This window comes from Crateriforma conspicua, assembly GCF_007752935.1.
Classification (GTDB): Bacteria; Planctomycetota; Planctomycetia; order Pirellulales; family Pirellulaceae; genus Crateriforma; species Crateriforma conspicua.
In genome coordinates, this window is record NZ_CP036319.1 from 4,061,896 (window position 1) to 4,087,582 (window position 25,687).

At 56.9% G+C, this 25,687-nt stretch carries 14 protein-coding genes and 1 tRNA gene; 7 read left to right on the forward strand and 8 right to left on the reverse strand.

Features of this window, described 5'->3' with window-relative positions; all coding sequences use genetic code 11:
- The first annotated feature begins 13 nt into the window (after window positions 1-13).
- From Mal65_RS14860 to Mal65_RS14880, 5 genes are all read left to right on the forward strand, one after another.
- The gene (locus tag Mal65_RS14860; RefSeq protein WP_165701290.1) at window positions 14-583 is read left to right on the forward strand and encodes a rhodanese-like domain-containing protein; all 570 of its coding nucleotides are present in this window, start codon (window positions 14-16) and stop codon (window positions 581-583) included.
- 300 nt (window positions 584-883) lie between these two features.
- The gene (locus tag Mal65_RS14865) at window positions 884-2,359 is read left to right on the forward strand and encodes a sulfatase family protein (RefSeq protein ID WP_145304943.1); all 1,476 of its coding nucleotides are present in this window, start codon (window positions 884-886) and stop codon (window positions 2,357-2,359) included.
- A gap of 412 nt (window positions 2,360-2,771) precedes the next feature.
- On the forward strand, window positions 2,772-3,422 hold the full coding sequence (locus Mal65_RS14870; protein ID WP_145299087.1) for a sigma-70 family RNA polymerase sigma factor: 651 nt from the start codon (window positions 2,772-2,774) through the stop codon (window positions 3,420-3,422).
- Between the two features lie 95 nt (window positions 3,423-3,517).
- The gene (locus Mal65_RS14875) at window positions 3,518-6,169 is read left to right on the forward strand and encodes a serine/threonine-protein kinase (RefSeq protein WP_145299090.1); all 2,652 of its coding nucleotides are present in this window, start codon (window positions 3,518-3,520) and stop codon (window positions 6,167-6,169) included.
- Window positions 6,166-7,656: a hypothetical protein gene (locus tag Mal65_RS14880; RefSeq protein ID WP_165701291.1), complete on the forward strand. Its 1,491-nt coding sequence runs from the start codon at window positions 6,166-6,168 to the stop codon at window positions 7,654-7,656. The genes Mal65_RS14875 and Mal65_RS14880 overlap by 4 nt, the downstream gene beginning before the upstream one ends.
- 66 nt (window positions 7,657-7,722) lie before the next feature.
- Here the strand turns inward: Mal65_RS14880 and Mal65_RS14885 are convergent, their stop codons facing one another.
- The 4 genes from Mal65_RS14885 to Mal65_RS14900 form a co-directional block, all read right to left on the reverse strand.
- Complete coding sequence (locus Mal65_RS14885) at window positions 7,723-9,633, reverse strand: alpha-amylase family glycosyl hydrolase (protein WP_231131142.1); 1,911 nt, start codon at window positions 9,631-9,633, stop codon at window positions 7,723-7,725.
- 61 nt (window positions 9,634-9,694) lie between these two features.
- Entirely contained in the window at window positions 9,695-11,872 is a 2,178-nt protein-coding gene (locus Mal65_RS14890) for an HAD-IIB family hydrolase (RefSeq protein ID WP_145299099.1), read from the reverse strand.
- Between the two features lie 490 nt (window positions 11,873-12,362).
- Window positions 12,363-14,327 (reverse strand): hypothetical protein, encoded by a 1,965-nt coding sequence (locus tag Mal65_RS14895; RefSeq protein ID WP_196784187.1) that lies wholly within the window; start codon window positions 14,325-14,327, stop codon window positions 12,363-12,365.
- A 32-nt stretch (window positions 14,328-14,359) separates the two neighbouring features.
- On the reverse strand, window positions 14,360-15,295 hold the full coding sequence (locus tag Mal65_RS14900) for an SgcJ/EcaC family oxidoreductase (RefSeq protein WP_165701292.1): 936 nt from the start codon (window positions 15,293-15,295) through the stop codon (window positions 14,360-14,362).
- A 634-nt stretch (window positions 15,296-15,929) separates the two neighbouring features.
- Here Mal65_RS14900 and Mal65_RS14905 point away from each other — a divergent pair.
- Window positions 15,930-16,003, forward strand: a tRNA-Pro gene (locus tag Mal65_RS14905).
- Window positions 16,004-16,170: 167 nt separating this feature from the next.
- Here the strand turns inward: Mal65_RS14905 and Mal65_RS14910 are convergent.
- The 4 genes from Mal65_RS14910 to Mal65_RS14925 all read right to left on the reverse strand — a co-directional run bounded on the left by Mal65_RS14910 (window position 16,171) and on the right by Mal65_RS14925 (window position 22,367).
- Window positions 16,171-17,556 (reverse strand): glycoside hydrolase 5 family protein, encoded by a 1,386-nt coding sequence (locus Mal65_RS14910; protein WP_145299108.1) that lies wholly within the window; start codon window positions 17,554-17,556, stop codon window positions 16,171-16,173.
- A 97-nt stretch (window positions 17,557-17,653) separates the two neighbouring features.
- A complete protein-coding gene (locus Mal65_RS14915) occupies window positions 17,654-19,096 on the reverse strand; it encodes a hypothetical protein (RefSeq protein WP_145299111.1) in 1,443 nt (480 codons plus the stop codon).
- A gap of 80 nt (window positions 19,097-19,176) precedes the next feature.
- Window positions 19,177-20,673: a hypothetical protein gene (locus Mal65_RS14920; RefSeq protein ID WP_145299114.1), complete on the reverse strand. Its 1,497-nt coding sequence runs from the start codon at window positions 20,671-20,673 to the stop codon at window positions 19,177-19,179.
- A 116-nt stretch (window positions 20,674-20,789) separates the two neighbouring features.
- Complete coding sequence (locus Mal65_RS14925) at window positions 20,790-22,367, reverse strand: sulfatase-like hydrolase/transferase (protein WP_145299117.1); 1,578 nt, start codon at window positions 22,365-22,367, stop codon at window positions 20,790-20,792.
- Between the two features lie 615 nt (window positions 22,368-22,982).
- On the opposite strand from Mal65_RS14925, the gene Mal65_RS14930 reads away from it, so the two are divergent.
- Window positions 22,983-25,535 (forward strand): sialidase family protein, encoded by a 2,553-nt coding sequence (locus Mal65_RS14930; RefSeq protein ID WP_145299120.1) that lies wholly within the window; start codon window positions 22,983-22,985, stop codon window positions 25,533-25,535.
- Window positions 25,536-25,687 lie beyond the last annotated feature (152 nt).

The window sequence follows — 25,687 nt, forward strand, 5'->3', positions numbered from 1 at the left end:
TCGATCCGCTTCCTTGTTTCCCTCGTCTCAACTGTTCATGAAATACGCGTTCATCGTTGCCTGCGTGGCGTCGGCGTGCTTTGCGTCGGCATTCACCCTCGGTTCGGTTTCGCCCGCACACGCACAGCTGGGCGGACTTCTGGCCCGACGCGTCAGTGTGCCCGAAATCAGCGTGGCCCAAGTCCGCAAGATGCAGCAGCAGCACCAGAAGCAGGTCGACAGCGCCAAGAAACAGGAAATGCCGACACCGGATCCCGCGTTTGTTTTGGTGGATGCCCGCAGCCCCGAAGAAACTGAGGTGTCGGTGATCCCCGGTGCGATCACCGTCAAACAGTTCGAAGCCCAGCAGGAAAAGTTTGCCGGCACGACCGTCATCGCTTATTGCACGTCCGGTTACCGCAGCGATCGTTACGCCGCCAAGCTGATCGACAAAGGCATCAAAGCCAAGAACATGAAAGCCAGCATCTTGGGCTGGTGCGCCGCCAAGTTGCCGCTGGAAACGCTGGACCGGAAACCGACCAACCGCGTTCACACATACAGTTCACAAAACACGGTCCCGAAGATCTACGAAGCGATCCACTAGGAAAGCGATCCGCCTGATCATCCCGGCTCGGATCAACTCGCGCGGCAACACCCGGCTTTGGGTCATCCCTCATCACCGCGGCGATACTCCATCGGTCGCGGTCACTCATCGCCGCACCGACCGGTCGAAAACTCTTGCGACACGTCTGCCCAGACCGTCATTGCTGGACCGATTATCGGCTAGATTGTGGGCTCTTTCCTAACGCCCCACCTTTCATGGTCTACATCGATGACAACGACGCTTCGCCATGCGCCACGTTCCCCTTGGGGACGCTGCGAATTGCTATTGGTTTGCGGCTTGATGGCCGCCGCGATTCTGCGCGGTCCTTCCCTGCAAGCCGACGATCACTCCGATCCTCAACGCCCCAACGTCCTGTTCATCCTGACCGATGACCAGCGTTACAACGCGCTTTCGTGCATGGGGCATCCCCACCTGAAAACGCCCCACATCGACCGCTTGGCCGGCGAAGGCTTGTTGTTCAAGAATCACTTTTGCACGACCAGTCTGTGTTCACCCAGCCGCGCTTCGATCCTTAGCGGGTTGTACGCCCACACGCACGGCGTTTCGAACAACTTCACCGAGTATCCGGCCGACATGGTCAGCTTTCCGATGCGATTGCAGCAGGAAGGCTACGAAACCGCCTACGTCGGCAAGTGGCACATGGGCGAAAAGAACGATAACCCTCGCCCCGGCTTTGATCACTTTGTCACTCACAAAGGCCAAGGCCAATACTTCGACACGACGTTCAACTTCAACGGCAACGACCGACGCGTCGTCCCCGGGTATTACACCCACGTGGTCACTGAAATGGCGACCGATTGGATCGGGGAACGTGACGGTGACAAACCATGGATGCTGATGCTGGGCCACAAAGCGCCGCACAGTTTCTACTTTCCCGAACCCAAGTACGAAGACGCCTTTGACAGCGTCGACGTCCAGTACCCGCGCACGGCATTCATGCTGGACGACAAACCGGCGTGGTTCAAGAAACGTCTGGACACCTGGCACGGCATCTATGGCCCGCTTTTCGACTGGCGAAAAGACTTCCCCGATCGCAGCCCCGAAGCGGTGGAAGACTTTGCCAACATGGTCCGCGCCTATTGGGGCACGCTGTTGTCGGTCGATGACAGCGTCGGCGTGATCTATGACTTTCTGAAAGAACGCGGCGAACTGGACAACACACTGATCATCTACACCTCCGACAACGGTCTGTTGGAAGGCGAACACGGCATGGTCGATAAGCGGACCGGACACGAACCGTCGATTCGCATCCCATTGGTGGTTCGATATCCCGGTCTGACGCCGACCGATCAGCCGAAGGTTGTCGAACAACTGGTGTCCACCATCGATTTCGCGCCGACGATCTTGGATGTGTGCGACGCCAAACCTCTGGATCATGTCCACGGCCAAAGCTGGAAACAGCTTGCACAAGGCAACGATTCGGATTGGCGGGACAGCTATTACTACGAATACAACTACGAACATCAGTTTCCTTACACGCCCAATGTGCGTGCACTGCGCACCGATCGCTGGAAATACATTCGTTACCCGCACGGCGACGGCACACCCGATCGACACATGGCCGAACTGTATGACTTGCAGGCGGATCCGCAGGAATCGGTCAACCTGATCAATGACCCCGCACATGCCGACACCGCGGTGAAGTTGCGGGCGGAATTGGACCGGCTGATCAAGCTGCACAGCGACGGCAAACCCGATTCGATGCCGATCGATCAGGGAATCCAATCGGGGTTGCCCGAAGAATCGATTCGTTGATGGATCGTCGCTGGATGCGTTCTTTCCTCTCCCAAACGGGGAGAGTCGGGGCTTGAGGATTGATTCCCGGGAAAGGCAGGGGCGGTGCGCTACCTTCGCGGGGCGAAAGGCGACTTCGGATCCGCCGATTCACTCGCCCGCATCCGAAACGTTCGGGGAAAGCGAATGCCCAATTCGCCACTGCCGGCGCCACTTTGACGCTCATTTCGCAACTTTCTTGGGCGAAAGTGTCCCGCGAGTGTCACAAATTCTGAATCGAATCGGCCTTACAAGAGAAGCACTGGGTTTGACGGGGCGGCGAGACGCTGCCGTGCAATCAATCGGATGACTTTCAGGTTCCGGCGGGCGTAATATGCGTTCCAGGCCGGCCCGATCGTCTTCTCCTCCTTCTCTGCCAACGGTCACCGACACCATGCCGACGCTTTCGCCCGACGAATCGTCCGACACCGCCGTCTCGGTTCCCCAGCTGATCGGCCGCGTTCGCCGCGGCGACGCGGATTCGCTGGGAGCATTACTGCAACTGTATCGCGGCTACCTAAGCGTCCTGGCGGCCACCCGATTGGACCAGCGACTCCGCCCCCGGCTGAATCCGTCGGACCTGGTGCAAGAAACCATGCTGGCCGCCCATCGCGACTTCCCCAGCTTTCGCGGCAACAGCGAAGGCGAATGGCTGACCTGGCTACGCCAAATCCTTTGCAACTGTGTCAGCCACGCCGTCGAAGCTCACGTGTTGGCGCAAAAACGCGACGTCCGCCGAGAAGTTCGCTTGGATCCACAGATCGACGTCAGTGGTGACGGACCGATCGGGCTGATCAACGTGCTGGCCGCCGCCGGCGATACCCCCAGCCGCGACGCAGGCCGCAAAGAGATCGCGCTGCGGCTGACCCAGCAACTGGACCGGCTGAAACCCGATTATCGCCAAGTCATCGTGTACCGAAATTTGGAAGGGCTGTCATTCGACGACATCGCACAGCGGATGGGCCGTAAACCGGGCACCGTCCGCATGTTGTGGGTCCGTGCCATCGAACGATTCAAAACCGTTTGTGATTCACCAGCGTTTTGAACGCCGATGCCGTTTCGGCGCTCGCGGTCCCTGGACGAATACGGCGTCGCCGCTAAATCAAATCAACGACTTGTCACCCCCACGACGAAGGCTTGATGATCGAATCCATTCCCCCCAAATCGTCGCCGCACTTGTCGTCGTCACAAACGCTCGACGACCAGCCGACCGGATCGCCGTCGCCCAACGGCGAATCGGCCGCCCCGCGGTCCATCGATTCGCCCCCGCCGGAATCGCGGACCCCGGTGGGCTCGGCGTCGATGCACCCCAGCGACGCGCTGGACGGATTGAACGAAGACCAACAGCACCGGCTGTCGTTGTTGTTGGAACAATATCTGTCGGCGATCGAGTCGGGGAAATCCGTAGACACCCGGACGATGGTGGCCGATGACCCCGCCTTACTGGCTCCGCTGCAACGATGTGTCGACGGATTGAAGCACCTTCAACAGTGCCTGGTCGGAACCGACAGCCATCTGTCGGATCTGGCCGCACCCAGCCACTTGGACGACTTTCGTCTGATCCGACCGATCGGCCGCGGCGGTATGGGCATCGTTTATGAAGCGTTGCAGGAATCATTGAATCGGGTGGTGGCCGTCAAACTGTTGCCGTGGACATCGACGCTGAATGAAAAGCGATTACGCCGCTTCCAAAATGAGGCCGAAGCCGCGGGACAATTGCAACACCCCAATATCGTTCCGGTCTACGCCGTCGGATGCCAGCGAGGCATTCATTACTACGCCATGCCGCTGATCGACGGTCCGTCGGTGGAAGAACGAATCGGCGATCGGTCAATCAATCCCGATTGGCGATGGAACGTCAGCGCGATCGCCGATATCGCCGACGCACTCCAGTCCGCTCATCAATGTGGCGTGGTTCATCGGGACGTCAAACCGTCCAACCTGATCATCGATTCGCGTCAAAAACTTTGGATCACCGACTTTGGCCTGGCCCAGTATGCGACCAACCCGTCTTTGACCCAAACCGGCGACATCGTCGGTACGGCCAAATACATGAGCCCGGAACAGGCGTGTGGCATGACCGCACTGGTCGACGGACGCAGCGATATTTTTTCGCTGGCCGCGACGCTGTATGAAATGCTGACCGGCGAAGACATCCATCAAGGGATTTCGCCGACGTCTCGCTGGACCGCCACCAATGCCAAGCCGATCGCTTCGGTCCGTCTCCGGCGTCCGGAATTGCCACGCGACTTGAACACCGTTTTGCAGAAAGCCATGTCGGTCCAGCGTGACCAGCGCTATGACACCGCGGGCGACTTCGCCGATGATCTGCGACGCGTCGTGGCCAGCCAACCGACCATCGCTCGCCCGCCGTCATTGGGCGACAAGATGATTCGCTTGGCGTCCCGGCACCGGCGTGCCTTCGTCGGGTCCATTGCCGCCGCCTGCTTGATCTTCATCGCCATGGCGGCCGGCATCGCCATCATCACGACGCAGAAACAGATCGCCGAAGACCACCGACGCCGTTCCAATCGCTTTGAAAACCTGTCACGCATCGCCGTCGACAGCTTGGGAACACAGATGGCGGACATGCTGGCGGACGTCCCCGAAGCCTCCGGTGCAAGGCGACGTTTGCTGGATCAAACCATCAACTATTATCGACGGTTTGTGGCCGAAGCCCAACGCGATTCGCTTCGACAAAGCGACTTGGCGGAAACCCAAGCCAAGATCGGCCGCTTTCAAATGGAACTCGGGCGTCCCGAACTTGCCGCCGAAGACTTTCGTCATGCCTGCGACACCTACATGGCGTTGGTCCAGCAAGATCCGGCTGACCCCCGCACGCGTTTGCAATGGTCGGTCTGCCAAAACAACCTTGCCGAATCCCTGGCTCAACTGGGGCACACCGCCCAGGCGGCCCGGTACTTCACCGACGCGATCGAAAACCAGCAAACCGTGATCGAATCGGCCGCCGCCGACACTGATGGATTGCAAAGTACCGCTCAGCGGCACCAAGCCCGAACGTGGAACAACTTCGGTTGTCTGCTGGCACGACAAAACCGAATCACCGAAGCCCGTCGTGCTTTTCAAATGGCCATCGACGGTATCGTGGACGATCCCGAATCATTGACGGCAAGCCCCCCAAAGTCCGTCTCGCCATCCACCGCAGCCGATCTGCGCGCATCGATACGCTGCAATCTTGGGCGTGTGTTATTGGAAACCGATCCCGCCCAAGCACACACCCACTTGGCGGCGGCGACATCCCATTACGCCGATCAATTCAAAGCCAACCCGGGTGATCGCAACTTGGCTTACCAACACGCGGTCGCACTGGGCATGCTGGGATCGGCCTGTTCGCGTGCGGGACGACCGGTCGATGCGTACCGCCACTTCGTCCGGGCCCGAACGATGCTTGAGGCTTTGGCACCACACTTTGCCGACACCGATACCGACGACCGTGAATTGGTCGCGTGTTGGAATCAAAGCGGTTTGGTGTTGCAGGAAATCGGCCGCGACGCCGAAGCCGCCGACGCGGTTCGCCATGCGGTTCAGATTCAAACCGAACTTGCCAAACGATCCCCCGATGACCCCGCGACGCAAAATGAACTGGCACGATTGCTGGTGAATCTGGGACTTATCCAAGCCAAGATCGGCCAAACCCGCGCGGCCCGCACCACGCTGATTCGCGCGGTCGACACCCAGAACGACGTCGTCCGATTGACGGGCAGCAGCGAAGACTCACAGGCCGACTTGGTGCGTTTCCGACGTTCGCTGCAGGAGGTTGCGTCACGATGAAGATGACTCGCATGTCACAATCCGCGTCCCGCCGACAACGTCCCTTGCGTGTGGAACGACTGGAACGTCGCGAATTGCTCGCAGCGTCCCTGGGCCCGATTGAAAACGGCCTAAATTTTGTCGGCTCGATATCCGCACCGGATTCTGATTCACAGCCTCGCCAGATTGCCTCGGCACAGGGCGAAATGCACCAGGCGACGCGTCTGAACCCCAGCCAAGTCATCCACCAGCGCGACGCCAGTTCACGCCAGCGTCCGCAGGACCAAGACCGCGATTCCACGCGAACATCCGTTCGTTCGTTCAGCTATTCGGTCCCCCTTGCGTTGCCTTTTGCAACACAGCCCGACACCTCGTCGGCACGCAATCACGCCGTCTCCACCATCACACCGTCATCCAATGTCCGTTTGATCATTGACGTCGTGATCATCCAAACCTTCGGTGACGGCCTTTCGAATTCCTCATCAGCCACGTCGTCGACGATCGACCTGGTGTCCAGCGATTTGACATCCGGCATCCTGCACGACAGCCAAGCACCATCCGAACCGCTTTCGCTGTTGTCCCAAGCTGCCGCAGGCAACCGAGATGGCAACGGTAGTCTCAGCCGCCAAGCGGAAGGTGAATCATCCACTGCTGTAGCGAAACGCAATGTTGCACCGGAGATCGAATCCACGATCGACTCGGTTGCCAAAGATGGAGATCGCACCGTCGCGGTCGTGACCGACGACACCGCCACAGACGTGGATGCCACACTCGAATCTTCGATCAACAGTGACGACCGTCAGCAACTGCAAACGAGTGTTGACGATTCGATTGACAACCAATCGGACGAATCCTTGTCCGAAGACGGTTTGCTGGCGTCTACTGAATCCGACGCGATCATGTTGGTATCGCACCAGCTATCCCCGGACGCCGACCACGCAGAACAGCAGATCGGTGCCATCGACGCGTTGATGCGCGACAACGCTTTGGCTTGGGACACCCTTTCGAACTCACCCACCCAGCCGACACAAGAATCCGCCACACAAACCTTCTTGCGCGACGACGTCGGCATCGGTGTTTCGCAGTCCGGCCGCGAAACGTCCGACATTCTGGCCGTTGCCACCGACAACCCATGGCGTTTCCGTGATCCACCATCCGATCGCCCGATGGACACCGAAATCCAGCCATCGAACAACAGCGGACTGGTCAGCTTGCTGACAACCCTTGGGCTGGCGGATGATCTGAGCGGGGCGTCTGGTGACAGTCAAAACGAGGAACTGGACGCCGTCCTGCGTCGCTTCCAGTGGCTGATCCCACAAGACGCAGATCTGCCGGGACCGAACGAGGGTGCGGTCGCGCCAAGTTCACTGGATCTGGGTGCGGCGGCAATCATCGCGACCGCTTCGGTGTCGTGGATCCATCGTCGCGGACAACAACACGACAGCCGCACACAAACGAAGCCGCCGGCGGTTGCCAAACATGATCCGGTCGGTCCCACGGTCGGCTAAAGACACAACGCCCACGGCTGGACCGGTCGCACTTGGGCAAAGGCAATCCTTACAACGGTTTCCGCGTCAAACGCGTTTCAACCACATCAGTTGATAACCATCCAAGTGGATGTCGTGGCTGGTGCCGATGGTTTGGCCGCTGATCGCGTCTTCGAAGAAGCGTCCGATCCCCGCGGTCCGCAATAGATTGCCGCTGACGGTCTGCGGTTGTTCGGAAAAGTTCGCCAGCACGATCAACCGGTGACTGTCACAGTGCCGTACAAAGCTCAGCACATGCGTGTTGTTCACATTGACCAGTTCCATCGCTTGTCCGGCCAATGCCCGCAACGATTTTCGGGCCGCAATCATGCGTTGCAAAGACAGGAACACACGACGGCGAATCGATCCGCCCGACGCCTCCAAACTATCGTCCAGTTCCGCCAAGAATTCCCACTGCATCTTGGGTCGGTGAACCCATCGCGTGTCCCCCGCCTTGGCCGGGTCTTTGACGAACTCGTAATCGTTCAGCATCGCCCATTCTTCGCCCAGATAGATCAGCGGAATTCCGCCAATGCTTAGCGTGATGCCTTGCAGCAACAGCATCCGCTTGATCGCCAGGTCCTTGCCCTCCTCGTCATCCTCCTCAATGGCTTTTTCCAACCCAGCCAACGAAGCCAACGTTCCCGCAATTCGCATATCGCCGGTGTCCAGGTTTTCCTGGAACGGAACGCCACGCGCAAAGGAACCTTTGAACTGTCCGGTATAGAACCGATTCAAGAATTGGCGGTGATCATACGCGTTGATACCGATCTGCGCCGCGTCGGCATCATCGAACGTCCAACCGATATCGTCATGGCACCGCAGGTAATTCACCCAAGCCGTGTCCGGGGGCAAACGATGTCGGTGACTTAGCGATTTGACCAACAAGCGACATTCACGGGTGGCCAACGATTCCCACAACAATGCCATCAGCGTTGGGTTGTAAGAAATCTGGCACTCTTCGGGACTGATGTAACGCACCACATCATCCGGATGCACGATCGCTTCGGACTTGAACACCATTCCCGGCGTCGCGATCCGTGCCAGACGATTGAACGCCTGGATCAACTTGTGAGCCTTGGGCAGGTTTTCACAACTGGTGCCCATTTCCTTCCAAATGAACGCCACCGCGTCCAAACGCAAGATGTCGACGCCGGTATCGGCGATGAAGAACATCTCCTCAGCCATTGCGCGGAATACGGCGGGATTGCTGTAGTTCAAATCCCACTGAAAGCTGTTGAAGGTCGTCCACACCCATTGCCGCATTCCGTCGTGCCACGTGAAGTTGCCGCGGCGGACGGTCGGAAAGATCTCGCGCAATGTCTGTTCGTATTGATCCGGCAGCGTGCGATCGGGGAAAATGTAATAGAACTGTTGATACTCTCGGTCTCCGGCCTGGGCCTGCTGCGCCCATTGGTGATCGTCGGAGGTGTGGTTGAAGACGAAATCCAAAACCAAGGTGATCCCGGCTTCACGCAGGGCATCAGCCAGCAACCTCAAGTCGTCGATCGTCCCCAGTCGCGGATCCACGCTGCGATAATTGCTGATCGCATAACCGCCGTCATTGTCACCGGGACGGACCGCAAACAACGGCATCAGGTGCAGATACGTCAGCCCGAGTTGCTTGAAGTAGTCGATCGACTCTCGCAACTTGCCAAGATTTTCGCTGAACAAGTCGACATACAACGCGCCACCCACCACCTTCTGCGATGCGAACCAGTCCGGTTCCAACACACGGTGACGGTCCAAGCGGCGCAGCGATTCCGGACGGTGGATCCAAGCATCCGCCGTGGTCAACAGAATCTGTTCAAGGTGATAGAAGAAGTCGTAGCGCGTGCCGTACAAGTCGAACAACAACTCGAACAAGTCCGACCAGTGTTCGTTCAAACGGACTTCGAACTCGTGACGCAGCGTTTCATCAACTTGGGCATCTTCCCAATGTTGCTGCAATCGCGGCATCAAGCGTTTTAGGGATAATTCCGCCTCAAATCTGACCCCGTCCGACGCGCCGGCTCGTCCATTAGTCGTTGCTCGGTGCTGGATCGATCCGATCATTAGGAATCACGATGTTGTCTAGAAACTGATAGTACCGAATGCCTTCCAAGATGCCCGCCGCGTGGCACGCCTCGGCAAAGTAGACCCGCGGTCGCTTGCGCAGCCGTTCCAGCTCGCTACTGTAGTTACCTACAACGACGCCTAAAGTACGGCCCAACAGCATTCCCGCGTCGTTGCCGGAATCTCCCGCAACCAGCACGTTATCGGGTGAAAAACCCCACTTCCAAAGCAAGTGCCGCATGGACAGATCGCTGCCGCCCCGCACGGGGATGATGTCCAGGTACATCCCCAGCGACAAAACAACCTTAGCACGCACCCCGGATTCGCGAAGCAGCTTTTTGATTTCCGACGTGTTCGGCGCAACTTTGGCGTCGATTTCGTAACTGATTTTGAACTGCGACTGGTGGCAATCTTCTTGCAGAAAGAATCCCGGCTGGTCATCCAGAACCCGATGAACCTCGTCCGGTTTCCACGCATAGCCGATCTGTTTTTGCCAGCTGCGGTCCGGCGTCAACGACGTACCGTAATGCAACTGTGTCCCGGAATCGGTGTCTAAAACGTCCGGCCGCGGCAATCCCAGCTGGTCGATCAGTTCCAACGCCGTGTCCAACCGGCGGCCGGTCGCGATCCCGAAACCGATATGGTCGTTGTCGCGGATCAGTTGCGCAAATTCCGCCAAGGCCTCGTCGTCGCCGGTCAACGTGTTGTCCAGGTCCGTCACGATCAAACGATCGAATTCCGGCAGCCGTTTTAACCGTGGTGCGGTCACCAACGTCGGGGCAGGGGAATCCTGCAGAATGTCATCCAGGTCACGAAGATAACGGTCCGCATGATTGGACCAGGAATAATGTTTGCGCGTCCCGTGAATGCCCGCCTTGGACCATGTTTCCCATTGGTCCGGTTCGGTCAACGCACGCAGCAAAGCATGCTCGATGGCTTCGTCGTCCATCGGATCGACCAACAAACCGTTGTCACAGTTGGCGATGATGTCACGAGGACCACCGTCGTTCGTCGCAACGATCGGAAGCCCCGTTGCGCCGGCTTCCAACAAAGTCAAACCGAACGGTTCGGTCAGCGCCGGGTTGATGAAGACGCCTTTGGATCGTGTCGCCATCCGGTACAAGTCGGGAACATCGTCCGGCTGGTGCTGCTTCGGGTACGCCACACTGCCGTACAAGTCGTACTTGTCGATCAGGTACATGACGTCTTCCAACACGTGACGCTGGCCCTTGGGTAACGTCCGCATGTCATCGCGGGTTCCCATCACCATCACCAAGTTGGCCACTTCGCGCAGCTGTTCGCTGTTGCCGTACACCTCCACCAGCTTGGTCAAATTCTTACGTTCGTCCGGACGCGCCATCGCCAAAATCATGGGCTTTGACGGATCGGTCAGGAATCGATCAATCGACTTCAAACCTTCGGGAACCGCGTAGTCAGAACCCGGCGGCGAAAACGAATCCAGATCAACCCCCGGCGGAATCACTTCCATCCGCGACGGCTGATAATGGTCATACAGCTCGTACTGATCTTGAACCTCCTGGTTCGTACTGGTCACCACCATCGCAGCAGTTTCCAGCGCAATCTCCTCCGCCTCGGTACGCAACACAAACTTGTACTTGCGCTCCAAAGTTTCCGGCGATGATTTGCCCAACGACAGCCGTTGTTTCTTCACCCGTCCCAGTGAGTGCCCGGTGAAGATGTAGGGGACGTGAACCAGTCGCGCCAGTTGAGCACCGGCCAAGCCGGCATCGGCATAGTGGCCGTGAATGATGTCAGGCAATCCCGAACGCCGAAAGTGCGACAGCGTTTGGTCGACGAACATTTCGATGTAAGGCCACAACGCCTCCTTTCGCAGATACCGTTTGGGACCGAAAGGAATGCGGACGATCTTGGCGTTCTCGCTGATCGGTTCCTCCAACTGCGCGTATTCGTCGTCGATGTTTGGATCGATGATTTGACGCGTCAGCAACTCGACTTCGCGGACACGCTCGTGGCGAGATAACTCTCGAGCCAATTCCAGGACGTACTTGATTTGCCCGCCCGTATCGGCGTCTCGACCCAACTCGGGATTTTTCGCACGAATCAGCCCGTGAAGGCTGATCAGAGTAATTTTTAGTGAACGTTCGGGATCCAAAAGGCTCATCGCCTGCATTCCTGCATGAGTTATTCCTGACATCGGAACCGCCACCGGGGCTTTCACCGCGGATCGGCCGGCTCGATGCATCCATCGTCGACGTTCCGCTCCCGCCACCGCGATTCTGCAAACGGTTCGTCGTCAACGGCCTGTGAACTTGTTCTAGGCCAAGCGACCACGCATTCAAGGCGGGGAGTTCACAAACGTATAGGCACCGATCGAATCACAATGCCGCCGCGTCGTCGTTTGGTACGGTGTCTGCTGCGGAGGCGAGTGCAAGCAACGTGCCAGAGCCGTTCCAAGTTTCAAAAGACCGCCGCATTGGTCAATCTCCCACCAGGATGCGCGTAAAAAAACCGCCAAACCGGATCGGCTTGGCGGCTGAACTGTCAATCGGTCGGACGAATGACCGCAACCAAGATGGATTGAAACCTGATCCGCGGACCAGTCACTTCCACGGCCCGCCACCGCAGCGACGGGCAGGGCGTCCCCTATCGATTCATTCTTGGTCGGATTCGCCGCTGTGGTTTGCGGAGCCGTCGGCTGAATCCTGGTCGGCATCGCCTTCGCCGTCCTCCGGTGCATCCATTCGTACCAGCATCCAAGGTTCGGATTTCTCCGTTCCGTAATGGACCAAGATCGGCACATCGTCTTTGGTCAAGTTGTACAGCCCCGTTTCGACCACGATGTCTTCGCTCTCACCGACACGGAAAGCCACACGCTGGGTTTCCTTGTCGACTTGACCCTGAATCGTATCGGCCTGGTCGGTTTGGCTGTTGTACAACGTGCCGCTGATCACACCGTCCTTATTGACCGCCAACTGGACCACGCGACTGGGATCCACATCGTCATCATCACTGCTGACGGCGAACGTCCCCAGCGGCATCCATTCGGCTTCCTCCGCCTGTTCTTCATCCTTGGGCGGTTCGACGGTGGCCAATACGGCGGCACTTTGGGCATACTCGTCCGCGGTCGCCACTTGTTCGCCGTCGATGTAGACGTTGTTGTTCTGGTACGTGACGTTTCCGCCCTGACCATAGTCATAGTAAACCGGCCGGCTCCAGACCTGCGTCGGCGCGGACCAAGTGAACCAACTGGTGCACGCGGTAAAGGTCGGGACTGTCCACCAGTAATAAGTCGGAAAGTAGCGGAACCGATAGTGGTAGTGCCATCCACAGAAACCATGCGGGTGTCGACGCCACCACGTCGGGCCGAAACAGTTCCGGTACCGGTGATAGTGCCAGTGACCACGCACGCCCACGCCCCATCGGTTCCAGTAGGCCACACGATTGGGATGCCGACCATAGTAACCGTGCAGACCGCCGATCTGATTGCCCCAGCGGTTGTTGATCCGGTTGATCTGGTTGCGATCAATGTTGGCCCAAGTCGGGCGGTTGTTGATCACGCTGTTGCCGATATTGATGTCGCCAAAATTGACGTCACCAAAGTTCGGTCGGTTGCCAATACCCGCACCGATGCCTGCGCCTATTCCGGCACCGATCCCCGCACCAACACCCGGCCGATTGCCAATCCCGGGTCGGTCGCCAATGTTGGGCCGGTCGCCGACATTGGGACGATCCGCAAAGCCAGGCCGGTCGCCAATATTCGGGCGGTCGCCGCCGGGTCGATCGGGCAGATTCGGACGTTCGGGGCGGTCACCGCCACCGGGTCGATTCGGCAAGTTGGGACGATCGCCACCACCCGGACGGTTCGGCAAACTGGGCATGGGGGCGGGCCGAATCGGCTTGTTGATTCCCAGAAAATCGCCGAGGTCACCCGACGACGGACGGTCACCGACGCCAGGTCGACTGCCGCCGCCCGGTCGGCCGGGCAAATCAATGTTCGGCCGATCTCCGCCACCGGGCCGAGTCGATCCGCCGGGGCGATTCGGCAACGTGGGCCGGTCGGGTCGATTGCCCGATCCCGATCCGGGCCGATTGGGCAGATCGATGTTGGGCCGATTGCCCGAACCAGGTCGGTTGCCGCTTCCACCGCCCAGGCTGGGCATGCTGGGGCGAGTCGACGGACGCGATCCGGTCGACGGACGCGACGGCAGCGTCGTGGGGCGATCGATGGACGGACGATTCGAAGGCCGACTGGAAGGCAAACTCACGCCCGGTCGTGTCGACGGACGACTGACCGATGGGCGACTGACCGACGGCATCCCGGTGGACGGACGATTGAATGACGGACGCGATGATCCGCCGCCCAGACTGGGCATACTGGGCCGCGAACTGGGCATGCTGGGCCGCGAACTGGGCATGCTGGGCCGCGAACTGGGTCGTGACGCCGGCATGCTGGGCCGTGACATGCCGCCCCCGGCTCGCATTCCGCCACCGCCCCGCATTCCTCCGCCACCACCACCGCCGCGGAATCCGCCACGCGCCATGACGTCATTGGCCTGCAACAACAGCATCGCTGCGATTGCCAGCGCCACACGGATCCAAGTCTGTTTTCGATTCATGTTCATTCTCCGGACATTACGTGGGACGGGCGTCACTGAGCCGATGCGTTATCAGCCGCAGAAGTCTCACCCGACTCGGCGTCCTCCGGTGCAACGCGACGTAACGTCACCGAGACTCCGGCGGGCTGTGGCTCGCCTTCAATCTCGTGTCCGACCAGCTCCATGGTCATCTCGTCATCCGAAACTGCCTTCAAAACAAATGTGCCCGATGCCGCACGGCCATCAGCCAAGGTCTGTGTGGACTTGATCAACCACTTTCCATCGGCTTGCTGCCAGACGCTGTCACCGAAACTTCCATCGGTGTTGAACGTCCATCCGCGAATCTCGCCGCTGCGAGGATCCCAGCCGATGACTTGCGTGCCACGACGAACCACGTCGCCTTCGCGAACAAAGTGGAACGTGCGGGTCACAAAATTGCCGCCGTCGGTGTACCGAAACTCGTTGACGATTTGACCACCATCGGCCTCATCAACCCAACGTCCGATCAAGTCTTTCAAATCGGCCAAGGCTTCGCCGGGTGACGCGGGAACCGCTGGTTGCGATTCTTCGATCGTGTCGATCACCCAATGCGTTTGTTGCTGGACAACCAAGGCCGAGAAATCCGTGACTTCTTCTGTCGTATTGCCCGGGGCGCTCACACGCACCGATCCACTGACCCGAGCGATGTCGGGTTTGATGAAGCGGACACGATCGATCGATCCAAAAATCCGCGTGTTTGGATGCGTGCGAAACACTTGCCGCAGATCTTGAACGATCGCATCACGACCGGTGATTCGTTCTCCCGTTGTTCGATCCACCAGTATGCCGTCGGCGGACCACAGTTCGGAAATACGATCAATGTGATGATCGTTGAAGGCGGCGGCGTAGTCGGCAATGACTTGCCGGACGGCCTGTTCGTCAGCGACCGAGAACGAAACGCACCCCAAATTCAGCACGACAAAGCTGGCAACTTTCAAAAAGTTTCGCACGACGAAGCACTCCCAAGCGGCGAAGACGTGTTCCGATGTCGGGCATTGTGAAAACACCAGCGTCGAATCGTGTCGCTGGATCGTTTCCCGGTGCCCGCAAGCAGAACGACTGGCAATAGAACAGGGTTCAGTGGAAAAGCAGGTTAGGATTGGACGGCACCGTGAATCATTCGATTCCCAGGAGCCTCGGACTGCCGAGGCATCACCCCGGTTGCCCCTAGCAGCCATGCGAAACGCCCGTGGCATCCTTGCGGCAAGCACACGGCGTAGATCCGGTTCGTTTGGGTCCCACCCAGAATGCGACTTGGCCGACAATGCCCTCGCGAGCACGAATGCCACGCCGCTTCAGGATCGACTTTAGCAGGGCGACAAACGGTCGTCACCGGATTCCGCCGACATCGAACGATTCTTCATCGGATTCGTCCAACGATTGTCGCACGTTTCGCCTGTGCACGCGCATCGGGGGATGCCCCGAAAACGGTGCACGCCTGCTCACGACCGTTCTTTCCACACTCCGACGAACCGCAAAGCCGGGTCGATCCGCCCAGACCGTAAAAAAGCGGGCTCCGGCGGCCTGACAATGGGATGGTGGCCGATTGCCGCAGCGTGTATTATTCTCGCTCACACGCCGCATCGGGGCGTAGCTCAGCCTGGCAGAGCGTCTGGTTTGGGACCAGAAGGTCGCACGTTCAAATCGTGTCGCCCCGACTACGTCGAAAAACGACGTTTCTCTTATAGCCGATATCGCATTTTGGATTTACCGCTTGATGGTCGAGCGTGCGGCGTTTTCAAAGTCGCCAAAACGGTAGATACCGTTTTGGCTTCCGAAGAAAAGGATCGCGGCGCGGCGAAGCATTGCGGGTGCGGCGAATGAATTATCGCGCCGACTCGTGCAATTTTGCCGCTTGATGGTTGACCTGCTGAAGAACATCCGTCCATTGTTTGTGCGGCTGTTCAAAGGGATCAAGGAATCCATTTTCATTGCGCGGTGAGTCGCCGCGTTCGGCGGCATCCCACTGTTCCAGATAGCCACAGTGATGCCAACCGATGTAGTACGGTGTGGACATCATGCCTCGCAGCATGCCTTCGTAGAGCGAGGCGACTTCTTCCACAGATGTTGCCCCCGTGCGGAAACCTTTCACACCCCACTGTTGCTGGTTGGAACCCGCGTAGCCGAAACAACCGTCGCCGTTGAAGATTGGCTTGCCAGTTGCCTGGTAAATCATGTCCGTCAGCTGTTTGTCTCTTTCCCAAGGCCCATAAGCTTGCACACAGACGACGTCGACGTGCTCTTTGATCGCCGGCAAAACAAAGTCGTGGTGCCACATCACCATGTTTTTGTCGCCAAGAATCAGATGATTCGGGTCGTGCCTGCGAATGATCTCTTCGTGAATGGCGTACCACTGCTTGGCGATGATCGGCATGAATGACGCCATGTCCTTCTTGGCAGATCCCACGTCGTTCGGATTGGTCCAGTCCACCTGACGAGCCAGTTCGTCCCATGAGATCCCGTACGTGGGACTGATCGGCATCCCCCATGCTTTCGCAGCGGCTTCAACGTCCGGGTATCGGGAAGCCAAGTGTTCCAGCCACTTTCGTTTCCCCGGCGACGATTCGCCGAGCGGAAGGATCGCATTGATCCACGGATAGATCATGGTCGTATCGTTCTGCTCCGCCTGCTCGGCACGCCCCATGACCCAACTGGGCACGTCGGTGTACAGATAGCCGATCAAGTTGCGTTGATCCTGATGGAGCGTGGTGACCTGCTCGACGCGTCTTTCGACGGACGCGCGGAAGTCGGCCGAAAACACATCAGGTCGCGGGCCACGTCCGCGACGTTGTTGCCAACCGGCCAGCGGGGCCGTATCGAGCGACGCGATGTAGTAAATCTGCTGTTGGTACAGCCGAGGATCGATGGCCGGATGCGTATGTTTACCAAAGGTATTGAAGCCAAGACATTGCGACACTTCGACCTGAGCGTTGATCCACTTTTGAGCCGCATCACCATGGGTATTGAAATGGCCATCGGCATCAACCATGTCGGTCCCATACTTTTTCAGCGTGGCTGATTTGTTGTAGGGAGCCAGCCACAGGTGCGGTTCAATGTGATTGACGCCGATGCTGACAAACTTCCCCCCCTCAGCGTTCACAAACCACCAAACACCATCGATCTGTTCAACATGGATGTAGCCAGTTGCTTGCTGAGCGAAACACGGAACGCACAGAAAAGTGGCAAGTAGAAAGGGCAGAACGTTCTTCATGAATTTGATCTCCGATGGCCTGGCGGATGGGGGTCAAAGCAATGCATTGCATTCTCAATCGCAAAAATGGGACGGTCAGTCGTGGACCAACACTTCACTACCGCCCCTTTCTGACGCTGTGCTCCTTCCACTTGTCGAACAAGATTTCATGAAGTTGATTCAGTTCATCCGGCGAGGCGGGGTTCCTGGCATGCTCGTAGACCGAACGATTCATCTTCGTGACGGTCTCAATCAACGTCTCTCTGGGCTCGCCACGGAGTGAGTAAAATCCGTTCTGATTGTTCTTGGCCAACGTGTTTCCGCCCTGGTCGTACATGCAAGCACAATAGGTAACGCCCAAGACCTGCGGATCTTTGAAGTGCCGCATCAGGTTCGCGGCATACACTTCGGCCCGTGCATCGTGCGACATCAATCCGGCGTGCAAACTGCCCTTTCCACCCGGATAGTGGAAGCCAAAATACTCATCGGAAAAGATGATTGGCAAACCGGTCGCTTTGCCAATTTCGTTGACCGAAATGAACTCGTTGACGTGCTGCGGGGCGATCATGTCCACGTACGGTGCCGCCTTTTTCCAAGAATCCATCGACAAAGCCCATTCTTTGATGAACGAGCCAAGGATCAAGTGATTGGTATCGAATCGCCGAATCGCAGAGTGCCCCAGTTTGTATAGCGAAACGCACATGTGAGAGACGATTGCTTCAAAATCCGCCAGCTTTCGTTCATCCAAGGACTTGCCGAAAATCGGAAAATTGCGGCGTTCATACTGTTTATCGTACGTCAGACAATGGGTCGACTTCAGCTCCGCCATGTCTTTCAGTGACGTGCCGTAGACCCCGTTGAAATTTTCGGCATCGCCCTGGTATCGCTGGATCAACAGATCACAAAGCACCTCGCGGCCAGGACTTCCAGGCGGCAGCGAGAAGTGATGATTGACCCATTCGTCGGATTTGTTGAACGCCCCGAAACCGTAGTAATAGCCCATGCACAATGGATCGTCTTTGTAGCGTGTACACACTTGTGCTGCGCGAGAGCGAATCAGTTGCTCGTAGTCAGGATGAAAGATGTCCGGCAGCGTTTCGCCGTCGACAAACTCCCAGGGGTGCTTCAACAAGATCACACCCACGGAGAAGGGAAAGTTGGCTTTCCGGAAAAGCGTCTCTGCTTTCTCGACGTCAACGAACCCGTTCAGATTCCGTTCCGGGCTGGTCGCACTTCCCAGAGCACAGTTGAATCCCATCTCGCGTGCCTTTGCAAATGAACCTTTCAGCCAAGCATCGGCGTCCCCATCGTAGACATTCCGGCAGGCAAGATCGCTTTCCCCGGACAGCATGTGGCTCAGTGCGACCGCAAAAAACCCGTTGCCATCAGGGGTGATGAACCAATTGCGTCCGTCAATCTGTTCAATGTGAAAGAATCCAGTGGCCTTCCCTTTGATGGCAGTCGTGCCGCCGTACTGGTCCAGCCCGTTCGTGACAGGTTCCTTGGCAGCGGCATGATTCGCAAACGCCACAGCTATCAATAACAACAAAACTCGGTGCATTGGAATTCCTCGGCAGAGGTCGTCGTGGTTGAAGGGAAGAACCGATCAGCGGGATATTGCGAGCCAAACACGGACCGCCACTATTGGCGGGAACTAAACTTGATTCGAGTGATTGAGTAGGGTGGCAACACGATGGATTGATTTGGCTTTGCGATCCAAGTAGTGGATTCACAACGCTCAAGGTTCTGTGCGGATACTGCCAGTGGTTGGCCATCGAGATGGCTCAACTGCAAAACATCTTTCAATCGCACGACATTGTTGTTGGCCATGACGACGGGCTGCTTAATCTTGTAGACGTTGCCAAGACGATTGGCGATGATCAAGTATCCAGCTGAATCTTTCATCATCACCGTGGCATCGACGTCATCTTCTGCCCCGTCGACAATTACGGCGTGGACGGAATCGGATTGGCGAATCGCATCTTTGAACAAGCTGAAATGCAAGTACGGCAGGTGCGGGTGTTCACCGATCCCCTGCACGCCACCTGTGAAATCAAAGAAGTGCTGGAACGAATGCCAATGTGCGACCGTCACCGAAGGATGGTTGATGAACCGCATCAGCATCACGTCGGCGTGAAGTGCTCCCAGGTGCGCATCACGCAGTTTGTACTGCTTGAGCGTGCCGCCGAAACCACCGACGCCATACTCGGTCATCCAAATGTTCTTATCGGGAAACAGTCGGTTGACATCGGCCAGCGTCTTATCAAATCGCAGCGACAGATAATCGTCGCATTGATGGTAGCCTTCCAGATAGGGGATAAATTCCTCCGGTTCTGTTTGGCTGCTCATTTCGGTCAACGAATACATATGCATGACAATGGCGTCAAAAAACTCTTTTCCCTTTAGTTCTTTGATCCAGCCGTAGGGGTGGTCGGCTCTGGCAGATCGCTTATCCGTCAGAAAATCAAGATCCTGGTACACGTGAGTTGGAACCAGAACTCCGATTTCTGTATCCGGCAGTTCTTTGCGAATCACGGCGGTGATTCTTTCGGCGCGCTGCACGTACTCGGTCGCGAATGAGAACGCCCACTTGTAATTGTCGTAGAAGACTTCGTTGCCGATTTCGATTCGAGCGACTTGGTGGCCTTCGCGTCCAAGGCGTTCGATCCAAGCTCGATTCTGTTCAAACGTTTGGGTGCACACATTCAATACAAGACTGTATGCCACGTCGTTTTGTTTTACCCACTTCAGGTACTGATCGGGAACGCGGCCCGCGCCGTCGGTGAACTTATGAATTCGCGCATTGTGGCCGGAGTAATCACGCGTGGACGGGGAATCGTCGTCAAAATAGCCCGTGGACGGGTTATAGAAATTTGATCCGGTACCGCCTGGGAACCGAAAAAACGGTTTGCCCGCTTCGTTGTATCGAGCGACATAGGCGGGATGGTCGAACCAAACGGGACGAAAGATGCACTCGTTGTTCGCGCCGTAGAGATCCTGCGACAACGCGTGTTGGCGATTGGGATTGATCGAGAGCTGAATCGTCGCGGGGGCGACTTGGTCTGCGTGAACTCCGCAAATGAATTGGCTGAACGATGCCAGAACCACAAGACTGTTGACAAAGTGACTTCGTTGCATTGATTGACCCGAGGGTAGATTAAGCGGGATTCCGTCGGCATGGGGCCCAGAACGTTTCCGGCGGAACCAGATTCGGGCCAACGACAAACGGATGCATGAATGAATGAGTAGGCCCACTACTCAAATTTCATGAGATGCTTTTCTAACTTTTCTTGTTTCAGACGCATCTTCTGTTTTTCGCTTTCAGTCAATCGACGTGATGGATCTTCGTGAAACGAATGCGAACCACCGACGTCGGTGCGGGCAAATCGTTTCAAGACCTCATCGATCATCGCTTTTTCCGTTTGCTGCGGCGGTGAGAGAGTGTCCAAGTTCTCGATGGGCGGAAAGGAATCCATGTCGTGTGGAAGGTCACTGCAGTCCCACCAGTCGCCTTTTCCATCGCGTAGCAAGAGGTGGCCGCGGACCATCTGGCGGTTTCCCTTGTAGGCGTAGATCCAATCGCGATGATCGGGTGTTTGTTTCGTCAGATACGGCCACAGGCTGGTGCCGTTCAATTCATATTCATCGAAAGACGGCAGGTCCGCCCCCATAATTTCGGCCAGTGTTGGCAGCAGGTCGGACAGATCGGAAAGAATGTCCTGCTTGCCTTGAACGAACTGCGGCTGTCCGGGAGCGTAAATGATGAGAGGGACGTGCAGACTACGTTGCTTTTCGACTGAGGCCTTCCAGCCTTTGGTACCGTTGTCTGAAGTAAAAATGACGACGGTGTTTTCCAACTCGCCGATCTGCTCGAGTTTCTCAAGGTACTGCCACAATTGGAAATCCAGATACTCGATCTGAAACTTCAGTTCATCCGGTGTGATGTTCTCCTTTTCATAGGTCGTACTTAGCCTGTCAGTCGGGCCATTGGCCGTGATCTTCGGTCGGTGACGCGTGTACGTTCTCGTGTCGGCGTTCCAGGTCAATCGGGGTGTCCCGGGCCAAGTCATGTTGTGTCGCGGGCTGGCCATGTCGACGGCTTGATGGCCCAAGTGTGAGGTGTGGTAGACGAAAAACGGTTTGCCCTGCTGTTGGGATCGCTCCATGAATTCCAGGATGTGATCCATTTCAACGTCAGGTCCGTAATCGCTGATTGCGGTTTCCTGCCACGTGAACGACGTGCCGGGATGGTCGGGGTGATTCGCGACTTGCACTTCCGGCCACCACAGAAATGAATCCGAATTCCAGAATTCCTTGTTCTTTAGGTTTCGAAAGTGATCGAACGGGCTCGTGCCGCGAACCTCAGGTTCACCCGGCGTGAAAACTCCTTCATCAAAACCGAATCGCGTGTAACTTGAACCGGTCGTGACGTGCGTCTTACCGACCCAAATCGATCGGTAACCGGCTTGCTTGGCCAACTGCCCGATCGTCAACGGCGAGCTATCAGCGACCGGATAGATCCCACCGCGTTTGGATTTCCCGAACTCGCCATTGTCCCACCATTTCGTCAAATGTGCGTATCGACCGCTCATCACCATTGCACGGGTGGGCATGCAAACGGTGGATGACCAAGCAGTGTTGATGTAGCAGCCTTCGCTTGCCAAGCGATCGATGACCGGAGTGACAGCAGGCTGGCCATAGCATGTGGTCGAACCGTAGATCGGAAAGTCGCGAGCACTGATGTCGTCCGCCATCACCACGATGACGTTAGGGCGCTGGTCCGCAGCGTCCAGCGCGGTCATCGCAGCAAAAATGCAGAAGAATTGGATCATGGCAGTCTGAACGTTCCTGGTCGTCGCGAGTCGTGTCGCCAGTAGATGATGTCGTGAAGCGGAACTTTGTTAACCTGCAAAGCGATCGAAAAAAACAACAACGGACGTCAACAGTACAGGACATGCACCAAATTGGGTTCCGGCGACTGACTGACGAATCGTCGCATGGCCGGTGCCAAGATTCGGGCGAACGAACCAGGCAATCGCAATTGTGGTGCCGTAGCGAAGCGATCGTTTGCCGATCGGAGGCGGCAATTTGAAACGTCGTTCTGAACGTGCCGGCTCAGCAGATCCGGTACGGGAGTCAAGATTCCGATGAGCGGCGGATGCGAACATCAGCGGACGTTTGCAAAGGGTCCAAGATTGGCTTGGACACGCGATAGGACCGATCACCTGGTTTACAAATCGCAGGTTGACGACATTTCCAGCTTGAAACTAGCCACTGTTTATCAATTGGTAACCCGAAGCGTCAGCGAGGAGCCGAAGTTATTCATTCATCAAGAATCCCTCGCTGACGCGTCGGGTTACCGTCTTCATTGGCCTTCGTGTTGAATTGATAAACAGTGCCTAGAACTTTGCCCAACGCTCCTTGCCCATCATGAATCGACGCCCATCATGAATCGACGTTGCCTCGCGACTTTTGTGGCCTTTGCTGCCCACTTTCTTGCAGTGACCTGCCAGGCACACGTGCCGCATGACATCATTTATTCGCTAGACGTCAGCCCCACGTTCCACAACGACGGGTTGGTTTTCGCCTCATCGACGCAATTCGGTGAAGCACATTTGATGTCGTCCACTTTCGGCGAAACGTTTTCAGAATCCCACGCGGGGATGCAGCAGACGCTGGTCACTGGCCACACGTTCTCACCAAATTTCTCGACGGATGGCATCGTCTACATGGTGACTCACCAAGGCTACTACAAGTCCGTCGATCGCGGTCGAAACTGGGAAAAACAGAAGGACTTCGCTGACGAACAAGTCTTGTCGATCTGCTTTGCAAACGACGAAACTAGCATCTACGTGCTGACACGAAACGGGTTGCACCGAATCGGGTCGGACGGCTTGCAGTCGGTGGACGGTTATCCGCACCAAGACGACGTTGCCCCATCGGACGTCACCTTTGGAAAACTGCAGCGTGTCGGAAATCGATTGTTCGTCCACCAGGTGTTCTACGAGACGCCCAAACGAAAGAACGGGATGGATCTAGTCGACTACCGGACGGGAACGGTCCACGTGTTGGACACGGATCGCGGCGAATGGGATTCAGTGGGGGATCTTTTCGCGTCGAAAGTGATCACCGATTTTGATGTGTCCGCAGACGGTCATACCGCGCTGATTGCGTTGAAGGACGGAACGGTCCAGCGCTCGGTCGACCAATGCCAGACGTGGACCCAAATCTTTTCGCGCAAAGATGATTTCGTCTGCAAGCTGAAAATGTCGCCTGATTTTAGCGACGACCAAACCATCGCGTGTGGAACGGCGAAAGGATTCGTCTTCCTTTCACAGAACGGTGGCGACGATTGGACGGTGCGTTCCAACGGGCTGAGTCGTTGGGTTCATCATGTGAACATCCTGATCAATCAGATCGCTTTTTCGCCAAACTACCGAAATGACAAGACGATCTTTCTGGGCAAGACGACTGGGGTGTACAAGACGACGGACAGCGGAAAGTTTTGGCGGCACATCAACGTTTGGAACCCGAAGTGGGGATACTTCGTCTATCCCGCGCCGGGCGAACCGTCACGTGACGTCTTTGCTGCGACATACAACGGCGGGATCTATCGCTCGCACGATAACGGAATGACGTGGAACAGCGCCAATATCGGCATCACATCCGCTTTCGCCAACGGCATGGAACTGTCGCCGAACTACGAAGTCGACAAGACGATCTTTGTCCTGGACATCGCCACCGGGCTCTATCGGTCCGCGGATGCTGGCCGGTCATGGTCGCACGTCGTGCAGGCCGATACGGCCAAAGTGATTGGCAAGCCGGTGCTGTATCGCAAAATGGGCGTTTCACCCGATTTTGCCGACGATGGGCTGATCTTTCTTTTCTCAGTACCGCGACGGATTCTAGGTGTACCGGAAAAGCACGTTTGGAGATTCAACGACAAGACCAAAGAACTTTCGCAGCTTTCGATCGGGAAAAGCAACAATTACATCAATCGATTTGCGTTCACACCGCAGGGATCAAAACAAAAGCTGGTTTTCGCTGCCACGGCACAGGGCATCTTTCGATCCGAAGACGCCGGCGAATCGTGGACACAGGTTTCTCCAATCGGATCACAGAAACTTTTCGTCTCGCCCGACTTTGATGAAGACGGATTGGTCTATTCCATGGACGCCGGCGGACGGTTACACCGATCGATCGACGAGGGGCAAACGTTCGAGCCGACCAAACTGGGACTTGACGGCAAGTACATCGACAACCTGACCTTCTCGCCGCGCTATGCCGACGACCAAACTCTGTTCGCATCCACCTTTGGCGAAGGTGTATTCCGATCGCAAGACGCCGGCAGGTCGTGGAGCCACTTTGGTCTGAGAGGGAAATGGCTGTATAGCGGTCCGGCGTTCTCAAGCGGTGACGGCGACGATTCTGTGTTCTTCGCACCGACTGTCGATGGCATCTATCGTTCGACCGATGATGGCCGATCCTGGAGCAATGTCTTACGAACGATTCAGCGACTGCCGAAAGTGCCGTTGCTGACGCTGCGCGATCCGAACGGGAAGGAGATCCCGCTGACGTTTGGTACGCCGGAAGAAATGAAACGCTACGACGCGTACGACGCGGAAGTGGGCGACGTGATCTTTGCAAGAACGCCAAACCTTTTCCAGAAGATCAAGAGTCCGCATGCATATCTGGCGTCGTACTACAAGTTCCGCGCAAACCCCGGTTACGCCGTCGAAATCCATTTTTACGGCACGGGGGTCGAGTACAAATGTGTGCAGAGTGCTGACTTGGGAATCGTTGACATCGAACTGGATGGCAAACCGCAGGGACAGTTTGACCTTTACAGCGAACGTGATCGGTTCGACGTTACGGGTTACGAACGACAAAACCTGAAGCAGGACTATCACGTGCTTCGGATCGTCGCGACCGGAGAAAAGAACCAGGAATCAAGCGGAACGGCGATGACGTTCAACGCAGCAAACATCACAAACGATTAATACGTCCACTCCGTCGGACGCATCTGACACGCAAACGCCGACGTCGTGGTCCTAAGCCGGCCAGAGCCAGGAAATTGCAGCACTACCAACGTCTGAAGTCGATCGTCTCCGAAAGTCTGGCACTGACCTATCAGGATCCCGGGCACACCAGG